At 62.6% G+C, this 15975-nt stretch carries 14 protein-coding genes; 2 read left to right on the top strand and 12 right to left on the bottom strand.

Features of this window, described 5'->3' with window-relative positions; all coding sequences use genetic code 11:
* Positions 1-44: 44 nt before the first annotated feature.
* The 8 genes from IEW58_RS11860 to IEW58_RS11825 are packed head-to-tail and all read right to left on the bottom strand — an operon-like array spanning position 45 to position 8789.
* Positions 45-1520, bottom strand: a complete 1476-nt coding sequence (locus tag IEW58_RS11860) for a hypothetical protein (RefSeq protein ID WP_188645298.1) — start codon at positions 1518-1520, stop codon at positions 45-47.
* A gap of 51 nt (positions 1521-1571) precedes the next feature.
* Positions 1572-2906 (bottom strand): nucleotide sugar dehydrogenase, encoded by a 1335-nt coding sequence (locus IEW58_RS11855; RefSeq protein ID WP_188645297.1) that lies wholly within the window; start codon positions 2904-2906, stop codon positions 1572-1574.
* On the bottom strand, positions 2906-4102 hold the full coding sequence (locus IEW58_RS11850) for a glycosyltransferase family 4 protein (RefSeq protein WP_188645296.1): 1197 nt from the start codon (positions 4100-4102) through the stop codon (positions 2906-2908). Before IEW58_RS11850 ends, IEW58_RS11855 begins: the two co-directional genes overlap by 1 nt.
* 14 nt (positions 4103-4116) lie before the next feature.
* Entirely contained in the window at positions 4117-5121 is a 1005-nt protein-coding gene (locus IEW58_RS11845) for a glycosyltransferase family 4 protein (protein ID WP_188645295.1), read from the bottom strand.
* A gap of 1 nt (position 5122) precedes the next feature.
* Positions 5123-6226 carry a DegT/DnrJ/EryC1/StrS family aminotransferase gene (locus tag IEW58_RS11840; protein ID WP_308419275.1) on the bottom strand — a complete coding sequence of 368 codons (1104 nt, stop codon included), beginning with the start codon at positions 6224-6226 and terminating at the stop codon, positions 5123-5125.
* A gap of 23 nt (positions 6227-6249) precedes the next feature.
* Complete coding sequence (locus tag IEW58_RS11835; RefSeq protein ID WP_188645293.1) at positions 6250-7143, bottom strand: sulfotransferase family protein; 894 nt, start codon at positions 7141-7143, stop codon at positions 6250-6252.
* Between the two features lie 2 nt (positions 7144-7145).
* Complete coding sequence (locus IEW58_RS11830; protein WP_188645292.1) at positions 7146-7739, bottom strand: sugar transferase; 594 nt, start codon at positions 7737-7739, stop codon at positions 7146-7148.
* 12 nt (positions 7740-7751) lie between these two features.
* Positions 7752-8789: an acyltransferase family protein gene (locus IEW58_RS11825; RefSeq protein WP_188645291.1), complete on the bottom strand. Its 1038-nt coding sequence runs from the start codon at positions 8787-8789 to the stop codon at positions 7752-7754.
* Positions 8790-8917: 128 nt separating this feature from the next.
* On the opposite strand from IEW58_RS11825, the gene IEW58_RS11820 reads away from it, so the two are divergent.
* Positions 8918-10255: a DUF1800 domain-containing protein gene (locus IEW58_RS11820; RefSeq protein WP_188645290.1), complete on the top strand. Its 1338-nt coding sequence runs from the start codon at positions 8918-8920 to the stop codon at positions 10253-10255.
* Positions 10246-11406, top strand: a complete 1161-nt coding sequence (locus tag IEW58_RS11815; protein ID WP_188645289.1) for a DUF1501 domain-containing protein — start codon at positions 10246-10248, stop codon at positions 11404-11406. The genes IEW58_RS11820 and IEW58_RS11815 overlap by 10 nt, the downstream gene beginning before the upstream one ends.
* Here the strand turns inward: IEW58_RS11815 and IEW58_RS11810 are convergent.
* Genes IEW58_RS11810 through IEW58_RS11795 form a run of 4 tightly spaced genes read right to left on the bottom strand, consistent with a single transcriptional unit; the run spans position 11403 to position 15940 of the window.
* Positions 11403-12635: a glycosyltransferase family 4 protein gene (locus IEW58_RS11810; protein WP_188645288.1), complete on the bottom strand. Its 1233-nt coding sequence runs from the start codon at positions 12633-12635 to the stop codon at positions 11403-11405. The genes IEW58_RS11815 and IEW58_RS11810 overlap by 4 nt on opposite strands.
* On the bottom strand, positions 12628-13782 hold the full coding sequence (wecB, locus tag IEW58_RS11805; protein ID WP_188645287.1) for a non-hydrolyzing UDP-N-acetylglucosamine 2-epimerase: 1155 nt from the start codon (positions 13780-13782) through the stop codon (positions 12628-12630). Before wecB ends, IEW58_RS11810 begins: the two co-directional genes overlap by 8 nt.
* Complete coding sequence (locus IEW58_RS11800) at positions 13782-14912, bottom strand: polysaccharide biosynthesis C-terminal domain-containing protein (protein ID WP_188645286.1); 1131 nt, start codon at positions 14910-14912, stop codon at positions 13782-13784. The genes wecB and IEW58_RS11800 overlap by 1 nt, the downstream gene beginning before the upstream one ends.
* Positions 14909-15940: a polysaccharide biosynthesis protein gene (locus IEW58_RS11795; protein WP_188645285.1), complete on the bottom strand. Its 1032-nt coding sequence runs from the start codon at positions 15938-15940 to the stop codon at positions 14909-14911. Before IEW58_RS11795 ends, IEW58_RS11800 begins: the two co-directional genes overlap by 4 nt.
* Between the last annotated feature and the right edge of the window lie 35 nt (positions 15941-15975).

Genomic DNA, 15975 nt, shown 5'->3' with positions numbered 1-15975 from the left:
CCAAGGCGCGCACAAATCTTGATGAGACTTCGCACCTAAAAGGTTCAGTGAACTTGGGAAGCATGTTTGGAAGCGCTGTCTCGGAAGCTCTCGCTTACAACTCTGACCGCGAACTGGATGGCAACTGCGTAAAGTATGAAGAAAGCGGCCGTTGAGAGAACGCCATTTATCACATATTTGTTAGGATCGACCAAAGCGTATCTAACGCCGATGAGAACGAGAGGAAAATAAGCGAAGTCTCGCGCGCGAATGTGCGGCAAGAGCTTGTTCGTCATCAATGCCAGGCCGATGCCTATCAGCGGCGAGCCCAAGATGACGCCGACCCATCCGAATTGCCAATATAGATCTGCGTAGACCGAAATTGACATTCGCGTCGTAGTGCGACCGGAGACCAGGTAGTAAAAGTCTTGGCCGGGGCTGCGTAACTCAGGTTTATTGGGCCAGAAGATTCGCGGAATGAACACCGTAGGAAGCTGCGCAAGCGATTGACTTGTCACGCCGTTATCACGAAGATTCATGGCAAAGGCCTGTTTCGCGGCGAACTCGAACCTCGTCCACCATCTCTGCGAATCCAGATAGTTTGCGTTTTGTATTATGTCTGGACGCTCGGTAACGTAGTAGTAGATCGTCTCCGCCCGCTCAGCGTAACCAGCAGCGTTCTCGTCCGTCACCCCTACGTACCGCGCGTAATTCATCATTGGCTGCGAATAGGAGTAGGTTGCGAGAGCCGCCATAACCGCGAAAGTCGTTACTGCAAAGTTACGAGTGGCTAGAAAATACCCCGCCAAGGGAAAGGCAATCGCCAACATAAGGTCGAATTTAGCAAAGTTAAGTGTCGTGCACAAAAAGTCTATCAACCAGAGCGCAAAAAAAGCGCCAATTAGTGCGCCTCCCCGTGAAAAGGCTACAAAGGCGAAAAGTCCAAAACCAAGTGCCGCAAGGGCGGCGAAAAGTGCCACAAAACCAGGCACAGTAAAGTCCACTACACCCCATGTTGCCGGGTACCATATTGCGTATTTCAGGACCAAGCCTACTATCAGGAATACGGCCGCGAGCATTCCGGGAGAAAACGGACTTCTTGCGACGTCCTTAGCTTTCGCTTTTCCTTCCCGTTCCAAGAAAGTTAATGCCGCGGCGGCGCCCGCGAACACTAGCGTAATGCCAAGAAAGCTCAATTGCGTTGCACGGAGCAAGTCCTCGGGCGACGCTCGCACGAGTCTAAGCGCTAGGTATGCCTTCGTACCTTCGCTTCCGAACACAAAAGCCAGAGGCCCAAAGCCATAAAACAAAGCCGACGATATGACAAATATCGTAATTGGCATCCAGACAAGTGTACCGTCCAGTTTCAATAATCGAACGGTTGTGAGGCCGGCGCCGGCGATGAAGACCGACAAGAGTCCGCCAAGGCATATCAGAATGGTAGAACTAGTAAGGCTAAGTGGCGAAATCAGCGCCGCCACCAGTAACAATACGAGCATGAAGGCCGTGTGCTTTTGGATAATTGCATTGATTGCAAGCATTTCACTCAGGCCCCTAATAAAGAAGGGTTGTCAACCTCCCGCCCCCGGTCACTACGCTTTGACCAATATGCCCGTGCACAGCCGGCCACGCATTACATTGCGGGTGTCCACAATCATCTTGGCCTCTTTGGCCACCAGATCGTAGTTTACGGATGAATGATCGGTGACAATTAACACGCCGTCATAACTGGACAACTTCCCTACTTCCAAAGGTGAGGAAGTGCGTCCGGCGAGTTCAGGGTAATCGCGGGTGTTCGGAATAGTACCAATAAGCGGATCGTGAAAATCGACACGGGCGCCACGTCTCTCCAAGAGTTGGATGAGGCTCAGTGCCGGACTTTCGCGGGTGTCCGAAACATTTGGCTTGTACGCTAATCCGAGCACGAAGATGCGAGCTTGGTCCACTGGGAGCGCGAAGTGTAAATCCAGTGCTTCCGTGAGGCGCGACGCCACGTAGGCCGGCATAGAGTGGTTGATCTCCCCCGCCAGCTCGATGAACCGTGTGGGAAATCCATGCTGCCGCGCTTTCCACGAGAGATAAAACGGGTCAATCGGGATGCAATGACCGCCTAGCCCCGGTCCGGGATAAAACGGCATGAAGCCAAAGGGCTTTGTCGACGCTGCATCTATTACTTCCCATACATCGATGCCCATCACGTCGAAGACCTGTTTGAGCTCGTTCACCAACGCAATGTTAACGGCCCGGAACACGTTCTCTGTGATCTTGGTTGCCTCGGCGACAGCGGTACTTGAAACACGTACAACCTTCTTGATCACCCGGCTGTAGAATTCGGAAACCAAATCGGCTGAAATGGTGCTCTCACCCGAAACGATCTTGGGAATCGTCGTGGTGCTGAACCGGTGGTTACCCGGGTCCTCGCGCTCAGGTGAGAACCCAAGGAAGTAGTCCGTGCCCTCGCTCAATCCGCCTGCGTCCAGGGTCGGTTTGATTACCTCGGTCGTGGTGCCGGGATAAGTCGTCGATTCGAGCACCACCATCTGTCCCGCGCGCAGTGTCTTCGCGATAGCAGCGGTAGACTTTTCGACGTAGCTCAGATCCGGCTCATGCCCGGGCGCGAGTGGCGTTGGCACGCATATGATGACGATGTCGCATTCCTCCAAATGCGCGAAGTCAGCGGTCGAGGTGAACATGCCTTTTTCGACAAGCGCCGCAAGCTCCGACGACGGCACGGCGTCAATGTACGATCTTCCAGCGTTGAGCTCATCGATTTTGGCGCTGTCGATGTCGAAGCCCCGCGTCTTATAGCCGGCCCGCGCGCAGGCGGCTGCGAGCGGCAAGCCGACGTAGCCCAAACCTATGATGCCGACGGTGGCGGTCTTGCGTTCGATCAGGTTCCGCAGACGTTCGGCGGCTTTGCTGCGCATTAGCACCACGTTTTCCTATTCAGCTCGGATTCGCCCCGTCCCCGCGCAATGTCGAGTAGCGCACGGTTAGCGTCCAGGATCGCAGCTTGCCGCAGTGACGCCTTTGCGTAATCGATGCAATAGCGATGTAGTTGCCGCAATTCGTTGCCGGGCATTCGGGCCAGTTCGTCTAGCTTTTGGGCAAACGCCACCGGATTGCCAAGCGGGATGACCTCCCCAGCCTTCTGTTTGGCGAGGTCCTGCCACGGCGTACGGTCGCTGATTATCGCTGGCAGCCCGGACGACAGGGCCTCGGCGATGGCATGCCCGAAATTCTCGCCGCGCGTGGGTGAAAGGAAACAGTCGTAGCTTGCCAGCAGGTCGGGAATGTCCGCCGGTTCGACCGGGCCGCGAAAGTGGACCTCTCTGCGCGGACCGATCCTCTTGGCAGCCTCGCGGCAAGCCGCGAGGTGATCTGCGTCCTCAAGCGGGCCGAGGATGTCGAGCCGCGCCGGCTCCTCCATCGCGGCAAGCACCTTTATGGCGAAATCGACGTTCTTCATTGGCGCTACGCGGCCGAGCATGACGATCCGGAGGGGCTCGTTCGATGCGCGCGGCTGCCATTTTTCAGGATCACCGAAGCGCGCGCAGCTGATGTTGGGTGCAACGTGTAACCCGGCGGTGTTGCGCGCAATGAATCCCTCACCCAACGCCTCACGGATCGCCTGCGCTTCCGGCTCGCCTGTCGCTTGCCAGTGCACGCAGTCGAGCAGCCCGCCGTGTCTGAGAAGCGCAAGATAGGCCCGCTTGGTCGCCGCCTTGAGTTCCAGCGCGCCCGGATTGAGTTGGCCCCGCGGCGCGAGTAGCACCGGCACTTCTGGCAGTTGCCGGAAGCGCCGGAGCAACAGCACGCGGCGGGCGAGCGCAAGGTCGAACAGGCTGTTGAGGTAGATCAGGCTTGGCTGTACCATGCGCACGAGGCTGCGCAGCACCGCGGGACTGATGCGTGCAGGATCGAGATAGTGCACGTGCGCCTTGCCGACCGGCATAGAGCGGTCGTGATCAACGCCTGGATAGCACTCATTGCTGCCCCAGTCGCGATCGAGCGTGACCACGCGAAAATCGTACTCATCGCCCAAGGCGTCGATGAGATTCGCTAACGTTCGGACCGGTCCGCCTGAACGGAAGCCCGGCAGGTACGTGCGGCAGAAGAGCATGACGACCGGACGAGTCATGCGGCGGTAGCAGCTACTTGTCGGTATAGCCGCGCGTAGCTCTCGGCTACAGTGGCCGGGGCGAACCGCCGGGCATTGTCCCGACCTGCCGCTACCAGCCAGGCGCGCAGATCCGGGTCTGTCAGGACTTGCTTGACCGCTGCGCGGATCGCCTCCGGGTCGCGCGGATCGACCAGCAGCGCGCCTTCGCCTGCCACCTCTGGAAGTGAGGAAAGATTGCTAGTAACGACTGGCAGGCCGATCAACTGTGCCTCGACAACGGGCATTCCGAAGCCTTCCACGAGGGAGGCAAACAGCAGGCAATCGGCCTCTCGGTAAAGGCGGCCGAGCTCCACCTCGGTAATGTTAACGAAGTTCTTGTACTTGAATGAGGAGGCATCGAGCAGTACTCGCTGCGCCGTATCCAGCCGCCCGACGACCCACAACTCGACATCGAGGCCAGCGAGGGCGGCAACATGGTTCACGAGGTTCTTGTTTGTCTTGGTGCCGATGTGCAAAATCCTGCGCGGACGAGATCTGGCCTCATCCGAGCGGCCCTCAGATCCAGCGAGTGGTGCGACAGGATCGGGAATGACAACGAGTCGATGCTCGGGTACCGAGACGTGCCGCAGCAGCGAATCGCGCGTAGCCTGCGAAATCGTCACCACTTTCGCGCAACGCGCTAACGGCAGCGTGTACCATAGATATCGGAACACAGCGCGCCGCAACCCGCGCATCCGGTCGAGCGACTCCGTGTCGTGCACCGTCAGAATGGTGCGCCGAGGATCGAGTAGCCAGCCAAGGTAGTGTGCATCGCCGAGGATGTGATTCACCTCGCCCTGAGCGCGGACAGCCGCTCGCGCATCGCTCCAGCGACCGACCCACGAGCGAAGCCCGTCGCCGGCGTACCACACGGTAACCGCGATGTCGCTCGGGAGATTGTTGCGCAGTAGCTCAGCGACACGCTCGATACTGAAGCGATTTGGGCGAGAGACGCGTTCGTAATGGACGACGGCAACCATTTTAGGCTCTGAAAAACGCTCTCACAATACCGATCACTTCGTCTTGCTCGACATCAGTCAGGTCGCTGCCTGAAGGCAGGCACAATCCGTCGCGGAACAACCGTTCGTCGAACCCGCGCCCTACATAACGGGTGCCCTGGAACAGTGGCTGCAGGTGCATTGGCTTCCAAAGTGGTCGGCTCTCGATCTCATGCTCTGCTAGCGCGCGCCGCAGGTTTTCGCGGGTAACTCCCCCACTTTGCGCCGGGTCAATTGTCAGCGTGGTCAGCCAGTGCGTAGAATACGACCATTGCGGCTCGGGCATGAAGGCGATGCCCGGCAGGTCGCCCAGCAGGCGAGCATAGCGCTTGAAGATCCGTCGCCGCGCCGCGACGCGCTTGTCGAGCACCGCTAGCTGACCGAGGCCAATTGCCGCCGAGACGTTGCTCAGTCGATAATTAAAACCGTATTCCTTGTGCTCGTAATGCGGTGCAGGTTCGCGCGCCTGTGTGGATAAGAATCGTGCCTTTTCAATCCGCGCGGCATTGCGCGAAACCAGCATTCCGCCGCCGCCGGTGGTGATGATCTTGTTGCCATTGAATGAGAGGATGGCCATCTCTCCACCGGTTCCGGCCTTGCGTGCGCGACACGAGGCCCCGGCGGATTCAGCGCTATCGATCACCAACGGCACTTCGTAGCGAGCAGCGATTGCCTCCAATGCGTCGATGTCGCAGCTCTGGCCATAAAGGTCGGCCGGCACGATTGCCTTTGGCAACTTGGCCGCCTGCGACGCCTTGCCCAGCGCGTCAGCCAGCAACTCTGGATCGACCGTCCAGCTCGCCTCGTCGAGATCGAAGAAGACCGGCGTCGCCCCGGCATAAAGGATCGGGAAAACCCCGCCGGCAAAGGTCATCGAACTAACCCACACCTCGTCGCCGGGGTTTGGATCGCACATATGCAGCGCAAGATGCAGCGCGGCGGAGCCGCTCGCCACGCCGAGGCAGTGGACGCTCTCCCCGAGATATTCCTCCATCGCCCGCTCGAACCCCTCGAGCTGCGGGCCGGCCGGCGCAATGAAATTGTCGGCGAAGGCCTCGCTCACATACTCTTGTTCCTTCTCGCCCATGTGTGGCCGCGAAAGCCAGATCCTCATACCGCGTTCCTTAGGTATCTGTACCGCTCCAGCTGTGGCTGCATTGTCGCTAATGCCGGTTCGCGTTCCGCCGCATCGAGCAGATCGAGGCCCTTCCCGCTACCGCCCTTTTTCGTGCGGACTGTACCGACCGCACTGGCCAGCTGATCGTCGGATACCTTAGCGCCGAGGAATTGCACTACTTTCCGCAATTCACCCGCCGGGTCGGCCACGAAATCCTCGTAGGCAAGACAGTACCAGCGCTCGGCCGGCAGGGTTGCGAGATAGTCGTTGGTCCGCTCGACGCTCTTCGCCCATTGCCGCGCGCAGATCAGCGACAGCGGGACGTTGGCGTCATCCTCCAGCCCGCGATAGAGCGGCCCCCAGCGCGACAGCCGCTCACTCCTGCCGAGGAGCATACCAAGCCGACGGACGGCGAATTGCCACAGATAGTAAGGCAGCTCTCGCAGCGGCGTATTGCGCGCCTTGGCGATGAAGTATGAGCGGCCGTCAACTTCGAGCTCTCCGCGCCAGCGCTTCATCGCACTCGGAACGACGTCGCGTCCGTCGCGCACTATTTGTATGAAACGCGCGCCATCGAGCGCTTCATCGACAAATCCGGGACGCAGGCTGTTGGCGCAGGTCTTCTCGACCACGAACCGCGTTCCGGGGTCGCGGGTGGCGATCCGCGCGAAGGCGTGGCCGATGACTCGCCGCGCCGTCGGGGTCAGGTCGGCGGGGGAGAACTCGTCGTCCGACCGCCGCGCCTGCCCGACCCGCCAGACCGGATTGATCTCGTCGCAGTCCCAGGTCGCGAAGCCCGGTAGGCCCACTAGGCAGTCGCGCAGGATGTTGGTCCCAGAACGCCCCGCGCCGAGGATCACAACCGGGGTCCAGACGGCACCGCTCACGCTCAGGACCCGGCCACAGTGCGCCAGATCAGCGCGATGTCGCGGCCCAGCGACCAGTCGTTCATGTAGGCAAGGTTGATCGCGACTTTGTCCGGCCAGACAGCCTCCGCGTTGTAGCGCTCGGGATCGGCCTGCCCGGCGAGCAGGGTTTCCTCGTCGCGGTACTTGAGCGTGGCCGGGCCGGTGATGCCCGGGCGCAGCCGCAGCATGTCGCGCTCCTCGCCCGTCAGCCTGTCGGCGAACCCCGGCACGTCGGGCCGCGGGCCAACTAAACTCATGTCGCCCTTGAGCACGTTCCACAGCTGCGGCAGCTCGTCGAGCTTCCAGCGCCGCATCTTCGCCCCGAGCGGGGTGATACGGGCATCACCCGCGGTTGTCACCGTCGGCCCGCCGACCGCGCGCATAGTGCGGATCTTGTAGACCGTGAAAAGCCTGCCGCCGCGCCCGACGCGCTGCTGGCTGAAGATCCCGCTCGCTCCGGTGTCGCGTCGTGCGGCGAGCGCGCAGGCGGCGATGACCGGAGCGGCGGGCAGGATCGCGAGCCCCGACACCACGACGTCGAACGCACGCTTGAGGATTTCCTGATAGCGGGTCACCGCTCGGCCCCGTCAGGCACCGGTCTCGACCCGCCGCCCGGGCCTGTAGCGCGCGAAATCGAGCGCACGCAGCGAGCGGCGGATCTTCTCCTCGAACTTGAACACTAGATAGCACAACAGCATCAGACCCGCGTTCTCCACCAGCACGGCGAGCAAGCCGTGCTCCCACCTGGCGATGAGCAGCGGGCGGTTGAACTGATTGTGCAGCAAGTAAAGGGGGTAGCTCATCCCTCCGAGTACGAAGGCGACCGTGTATCCTCTCTTCGAAAGCTCGACCCGGCTGAGCCACGGTAGGATCGCTGCCATGGCGAACACGAGCACCGCCGCGACCAGCGGGGCCGGCCGCAAGTCGAATTGCTTGCCGACAGTCCCGGCCTCGCTCCATGCCCCGTAAAGCGCGAGCAGCGCATAGAGCGCGAACAGTCCCTTGTCGAAACCGCGCCGGTCGGCTTGGATCAGGTGCAGCGCGATGCCGACGCCGAAATAGGGCGCCCATTTGAGGTTAAGCAGGATCGCCGCCGGACCGCCGATCGGCAGCACGGCCAGTACGGCCCAGACCACCAGCACCATCCGCAGCCGCGAGCGCAGAGCCGGGCCGATGACGATCAGGAAGACAGCGGCGTAGAACAGCGTCTCGGCGGCAAGTGACCAATAGACCGGGTCGAGGAAGGAAAAGCCCAGCGCCTTGGCCTGGAACGTCATGTTGGCGACGAACCGCAGGGGCGACACACCGTGACCTGCGACGATCAGCATGAGGCTGGTCAGCACACCGCAGATGACGAAGGCCGGATAGAGCCGGGTTGCGCGGTTGCGCGCGAATTCGAACCGGGTGGCGCCCTCGGCCGAACGGCAAATGACGTAGCCCGACAGCATGAAGAAGAAATTCACGCCGAGGTATCCGTAGGACATGATCGGCCCGAGCGCGCTGGCCCACGGTATGCGGCCCACCTGCACGTCGAGATAGAGCATGTGATAGCCATATACAGCGAGCGCTGCGATGAAACGGCCTAGGTCGAGCGCTGCCGCGCGGCCGGCCGGTTTCTCGATCAACTCTTGGCTCCCCTGATACGGTTTCTGCGACGGCTTCTGCTAGGCCAAATGCCATAATGCAACAAGTGCGCGGCAATCTGACCGCCGCATTTTGCTTAGGTTAAGTCCGCTGGTATGATTCTGCCGGCATGGTCGACCAACGGTCATACATCGCGCATCACCGCTTCGGTTACGGGCTCGCACCCAACGAGCAACCGAGCAGCGACCCCAAGGGTTGGCTGATCCAGCAGCTGGCCGGATGGGATCCGGCGGTGGCGACATCGCCCGGAAACCCCGCGGAGCTCGTCAGCCAGATGCAAGCGGCAGCCGATGCCGACATGCGGCGCAACTTCTACGACGCCTACCGCGCGCGGATCGCAGACCGGGTCGAGCGGGCGCGGATCACGCAAACGCCGTTCGTCGAGCGGCTCGTAAACTTCTGGTCGAACCACTTCGCGGTTTCGGCCGACACCAAGGTCACCCGCTCGCTCGCGCCCGACTACGAGGACAGCGCGATCCGCCCTCACGTGACCGGAAAGTTCGCCGACCTCGTGCTGGCAGCCGAAACGCACCCGGCGATGCTGGTCTTCCTTGACCAGTCGCGCTCGGTCGGGCCGAACAGCGTGCTTGGCAGATGGCGCAGCGCCCAGGAGCGGCGCAACTCGGGGATCAACGAGAATTTAGCGCGGGAAATAATGGAGTTGCACACGCTGGGTGTGCGCTCTGGCTATGTCCAAGCCGATGTCATCGAGCTCGCGAAGGCGCTGACTGGCTACACCGTCGCAGGGCTGGCGGGCGGCACCAAGGCGATGGACGATGGTGACGCCGGCGGCTTCGTGTTCGAAGCCAACCGACACGAGCCTGGCTCGCGCGTGCTCATGGGCAAAACCTACCCGCCCGGCGAGGCGAACCAGGCTCGCGCGATCCTGCTCGACATCGCCGCGCACCAGTCGGCCGCCAGTTTTGTTGCCACCAAGCTCGCCCGGCACTTTTTCGCCGACGCCCCCCCGGCGGATTGCGTGAGCCGCATCGCCGATGCCTTCCATTCGAGCGGCGGGGACCTCAAGACGACCTACCTCGCGCTGATAAACGAGGACGCGGCCTGGCAGCCGGGTATGCTCAAGTACAAGTCGCCATGGGACTGGACGGTATCGGCGCTGCGCACCGCGGGTGTCGAGACGCCAAAGGGCAATTTCATTGCCACCTGGCTCGGCCGCCTCGGCCAGTCAACCTGGGAGCCGGGCTCGCCGGCGGGCTTCCCCGACATCCAGGCTGAATGGCTCGCGTCCGACGGGCTGATAAAGCGCGCCAACCTCGCCAAGATCATCTCGATGCGCAAGAGCGGCGCCTACGACCCGCGCGATATCGCGGCTCACGCTTTCGGCGACCAGCTGAGCGATGTGACGCGAGGCGCGGTCGCCGCCGCGGGCGACAAGGCGCAGGGTCTATCTCTCCTGCTCATGAGCCGAGACTTCCAATGGCGCTGATAACCCCGATTACCCGCCGCAACATGCTCGCAGCAAGCGCCGCCGGGACGCTTTATGCCGTCGCCGGCGGCCCGCTGCTCGCCGCAAACGGCGCGGCAACCGGCCGCAAAATGGTGTTCGTCTTGCTGCGCGGCGCGGCCGACGGGCTCTCGATGCTCGCGCCGGTCGGAGACCCGGACTTCGCCAAAACGCGCGGCGCACTGGCCGAGGAGGACGGGCGGCACAAGCTCGATTCGATGTTTGCGCTGCACCCAAAGCTGACGAGCATTGCCGACCGATTTGCCGCCAACGAAGCCTTGCTGTTCCACGCGGTCGGCTTGAGCAATCCGAGTCGCTCGCACTTCGATGCGCAAAACTTGCTCGAGACGGGCGGGCCGCGCCCCTATTCGGAAAAGATCGGCGTCCTCAACCGCATGCTGGCGCTGCCACCCGGCAAGGTTTCGGCGCTGGCGCTGTCGCACGAGATCCCGCCCTCACTGGCCGGACCCGGCGCGGTGGCGAGCTACGATCCGGCGGCATCCGCCGGGTTCGACGAGGATTACTACAGCCGCATCGCCGGCCTACTCGGCCGCGGCGACCCGAGCCTCGGCGCCATGTGGGAGCGCGCGGTGCAAACCCGCACCGCTGGGCAGGAGCAGGACGTTTCGGACCAAGGCCTAGCACAGCGGCTCGGCACGCTGGCGAGCGGCTTCCTCAAGCGGCCCGACGGACCCGACGTGGTGATGATCGAAAGCACCGGGTGGGACACGCATAGCAACCAGTTGGGCCGGCTGGACCGGCTGACCGAGCAGCTGTCGGCCACGCTCGACGCGCTGCACGCTGGGCTGGGTGAACAATGGCGCAGCACGCTGGTGACGATCGTCAGCGAATTCGGCCGCACCGCACGGACTAACGGCACTGCCGGGAGCGATCACGGCACCGGCAGCGCGCTCTATGCGCTCGGCGGTAACCTGCCGCGTAGCGGGATCAAGGCCGACTGGCCCGGCCTCGCGCCCTCGCAGCTGTTCGAGAACCGAGACCTGCGCACGACGCTGCACACCGAGGCGGTGCTGGCCTCGCTCGTCGCGCATCACTTCGTGCTGGACCCGGCGCTGGCGATTCGCACGATGTACCCGGGCCAAAACGGCTTGACGCAGGTCAGCCTTACCTAGCGCAGAATGTCGCGCCCCCAGACCTGCGCGGCGCGATCGAAGGCAAACAGGTCGCTTGCCTCGGCAATGATCCGGTCGCGGGTATAGCCTCCCGCCAGCACCTCGCTGCGCACCCTTGGCAGGATATCCGCCACCGCTTCCGGCTCGCGGCGCGAAATAGTCCAACCGAGCCGGCGCTCGGCAAGCATGGCGGCAAGCGAGCTATCCCTCTCGACCAGCGCGAGAATCGGCAGGCCGAGCGAGAGGTAAGTCATGGTCTTCGACGGAAACGCGAAATCGATGATGCCCGGCTCGAGTGCCACCAGCCCGACGTGCGCAGCGGCGATCAGCGGACGCGCCTCGGCGAACGGGCGGTGCGGCTCGAAGCCGATCGCGGGGACTGACCGCGCACGCTCGCGAAGCGCGGGAAGCGCGGTGCCTTCGCCGATGAACTGCAGTTGGACCGGGCAGCGCTGCTGGTCGACCTGCGCGACACCCTCCGCGACCAATTCGAGGCCCTGGAAACGTCCGAGGTTGCCGGCGAAGGTCAGCTTCAACGACGCGTCGAGCGAGAATCCCCGCTCTGGGAATTCCGCCGGGTCGCCGAGTTCCTCCAGCGCGAAGTTGTTAAGGACGACGAGCGAGCGAGGCTTGGTTAAGGCCGTCGCTGTCCGGGCCATGTCGGGCGAGAGCGTGACCAGAGGATCAGCCTTTGACCGCGTCGCCCGCTCGACCCTGCGGCTCAGCGAATGCAGCAGGCCGCCCCCGCGCCAAAGACCCACGTGGACCGCGATCTCGGGGTACAAGTCCTGGCAGTGATAAACGAACCGCGCGCCGAAGATGCGCGCGACCATGCGCCCGGCGAGGCCCTGTGCGATCGGCGGGATGGTTGCGGTCCAGACGACGTCGTAGCGCTCACCCGCAAGGCAGCGAAGCAGCGCCTTGAGCACCAGCCGCAGCGGGAACAGCACCTTGTCGAGCAGGCGCATCGCGCCGAGGCGGCCATAGAGCGGCAGGCGCGCCATGCGCTCGACCCTCACGCCGCCTTCGTTAGACCCGCCGGGCAAGTTGAGCGCAGCATCGTTCGACTTGTAGCTAGGCTGCTCGGTCCAGACATTGATCGCGTGGCCCTCCCCCGCCAGCCGCTCCGCCAGCATCGCGAGCATGGTCGCATAGGGCGGGCTGTCCGGCCGGTAGTGGCGATAGAGGATCAGCACGCGGCGTGGGGCGGTCCCGGCACGGTCACACATGGTCGTGCAGCCGGATCCCGTCCCATCCGTTCGACAGTCTCGCCGTGCCAAGGATAAGCTTGAGCATCCGCTCGGAGGTGTTCGTAACCTCGTATTCGGCCGGGATCGCCGGCACCTTGCCGCTCGCATCTCGCTCGCCCTGCAAGGCGACCGCCGCTTCGATCGCGGCCATGATCGTTTCCCGGTCGAATCCGGTGACGATGATGTTGCCGGTGTCCATCGCCTCGGGCCGCTCGATCGCGTCGCGCGGGGTGATCGCGGCGAACCCGAGGATGGAGCTCTCCTCGGCAATCGTTCCGCTGTCCGAAATCACGCAGCGCGCGGAGGCCTGCAGCCGGTTGTAGTCGTGGAAGCCGAAAGGCTTGAGGTAGCGCACCCGTTCGTCGAGCTCGACATCCTCGAGCTCCTTGAGGCGCTTGCGCGTGCGCGGGTGTGTCGAGACGATGACGGGCATATCGTAGCGCGCAGCCAGTTCGTTGAGCGTGGCCACAAGCGAGGCGAGCCGCGCGTGGCTGTCGACGTTTTCCTCGCGGTGCATCGATACGACGTAGTAGCCGTCTTCTTCCAGCCCTAGCTCGCCCAGCACGCCGGAGGCGGCAATAGCATCGCGGTAATGGTCGAGCACCTCGCGCATTGGCGAGCCGGTGAGATAGATCCGCCGATGCTCGATGCCTTCGCTCAGCAGGTGGCGCCGCGCATGCTCGGTGTAAACGAGGTTGAAGTCGGCGATGTGGTCAACCAGCCGGCGGTTGGTCTCTTCCGGCACGTTGCGGTCGAAGCTGCGGTTGCCTGCTTCCATGTGGTAAATAGGGATCTTCATCCGCCGCGCCATGATCGCGGCGATCGAGGAATTGGTGTCGCCCAGCACCAGCATCGCGTCGGGCCGGTGCACGCGGAATTCCTGCTCGATGGCGATCAGCGTGCCGCCCAGAACCGTGCCGAGGCTGGAGGTATCGACGCCGAGGAAGTTGTCCGGCGCGCGCACGCCAAGGTCGCTGAAAAACACCTCGTTGAGTTCGTAGTCCCAGTTCTGCCCGGTATGGACGATGCGGTGATCGACGTACTCGTCGAGCCGCGCGAGCACGCGCGAAAGCCGGATGATTTCCGGCCTCGTACCGAGGACTGTAGTGATCTTGAGCTTGCCCATCAATCGGCCCCTAGCACCGGATCGGCGAAGGTGTCGGGATTTAGCGGTTCGAACATCCGATGGGCCCAGAAATAGGTCAGCAGTTCCCCCTTGCCGGTGTTCTCGATGTGGTGAGTGTGCAAGGGCGGCATGTCGATTGCCGCCGGTTCGCGGCCCGACACGGTGAAGGTCTCGACCTCGTCAGTCAGCACCTTGCGGATGCGGATGACCGCCTCGCCCCGCACCACGAGGAACCGCTCGACCAAGCTGGTGTGAAAATGGTCGCCGCGGCGGATGCCGGGCGCGGTTGTGGATAGGAAACTCTGCGATGCATTGCCGCCCTTGGCCGCCTCAAACAGCGTGCCGCGCGCGTCCGAGTTGAGCTTAAGCATGCGCGGATAGTGCTGCGGGTAAAGCCCGGTGCGGTAGCTGTTGAACAGCGCTAGGTCGAAGGGGTCCAAAAGGTCGGGAAAGACGTTCCCCGTATAGCTGGCGTGGAAGCCGAGCAGAGTGTCGTAGAGCTCGCTCACCTTGAGTTTGCGGCCCTGCGGTTCGAGCAGGTCTGGTCCGCCCTCAAGCGCGGCGGCGATCGCAAGGTCGGCCGCTTCTCCCGCGTGGAGCAGCTCGACCGCGCCGTTCGGGTTGATCTCGGGCGTCTCGCCTCTCGCAATCCGGTCGATCAGCGTGGCGGTGACGTTGTTATAGTCAGGTCGCGCGCACTCGCCGAAGATGTGCGGCAGGACTAGGTCGGTGAACTTTGAACCGGCAAAATCGCGCAGGATCCGGGCCGCCCCGGCTTTCGAGCGACCGTAGGAATTGTCGCGCGAGCAATGGACGCTGTTGGCGTAAACGATATGCGGCGCGGCGCCGGCGGCCTTGCAGCCCTCGACCAGCCGCGTGGCGATTGCCGGATTGCCGGCCTCGACATCGTCGTCGGTGCCGCGGTTGATGCCGGCGAAATTCAGCACAGCGTCCGCTCCGGAGATCGCTGCGGCGAGATTCGCGTCGTCGCCGAACGCATCGCGGTCGAGGCACACCAGCTCAAATGGCTCCGCATCGCCGCGGAAGCGTGCGTCGCAGTTGCGTGCGTGCAGCCGCGCGGCGGCGTGCCAGCCGAGCAGGCCCCGCGCGCCGGTGACGACGATCTTCATGCCCGGCTCGCCGTCCAATCAGCTAGCTCGGCCTGGATCTCGGGCAGCGTCAGCAGCAGGTCGCGCACCCCGGCGACGTCGAGCCGCTGCGTGTTATGCGAGTGGTAGTCCTGCAGCGTCGCCGTCTCGCGCTCGCCTTCGTCGAAATAGGCCGCGTAGTTGAGGTCGCGCGCGTCGAGCCGCAGGCGCCAGTACTCGTCCATGTCCTCGGCGGTCGCCAGTTCCTGGGCGCTCGCCAGCGTCTCATAGAGCTTCTCGCCATGCCGCCAGCCGATCACCTCGACGGGGTGGTCCGGCACGCCGAACAATTCCTTCAGCGCTTCGATCAGGTCCGCAATGGTCGAGGCGGCAGCTTTCTTAACGAATAAGTCCCCTTGCCGTGCATGCGTGAAGGCAAAACGTACTAGGGCCACGCTGTCGCGCAAAGGCATGAGGAACCGGGTCATTTTCGGCTCGGTCACGGTAATCGCACGACTTTCCTTTATTTGCTTGACAAAGAGCGGGATGACCGATCCGCGCGAATACATGACGTTGCCATAGCGCACACAGCTAATCGTGGTCCTTGCTTGAGGGCCGATTTCACGTGCAGCAGCTTGGGCGGCCTTTTCAAGCAACGCCTTGCTCATTCCCATTGCGTTGATCGGCATGACCGCCTTGTCCGTAGACAGGCATACGAGGCTTGGTACTACGTTCTCGATCGCCGAACGAATGATGTTTTCGGAGCCAAGGATGTTGGTGCGCACTGCTTCAAGTGGGAAGAACTCGCAACTCGGTACCTGTTTGAGCGCAGCAGCATGAAAAATTGCATCGACTCCTTTCGCTGCCCGGTCAACACTCGCCCGGTCCCGTACATCGCCAATATAGAAGCGAACGCGGGGGTCATTAATTAAGTTGCGGAGGGCATCCTGCTTTTCCTCGTCTCGACTGAGGATGCGGATCTCGTCAACGTTGGCTTGGAGCAAATCTCGTAAGATGGTTTTTCCGAAGGAACCTGTACCGCCGGTGATCAAGATGATATTCTGGTCCATGTCGGCTCGCATAGGGGTAAAGTGAAACGTAGTAG

Origin of the sequence: Tsuneonella deserti (genome assembly GCF_014644315.1) — a bacterium.
Classification (GTDB): Bacteria; Pseudomonadota; Alphaproteobacteria; order Sphingomonadales; family Sphingomonadaceae; genus Tsuneonella; species Tsuneonella deserti.
This window is presented reverse-complemented; position numbering and strand designations above follow the sequence as displayed.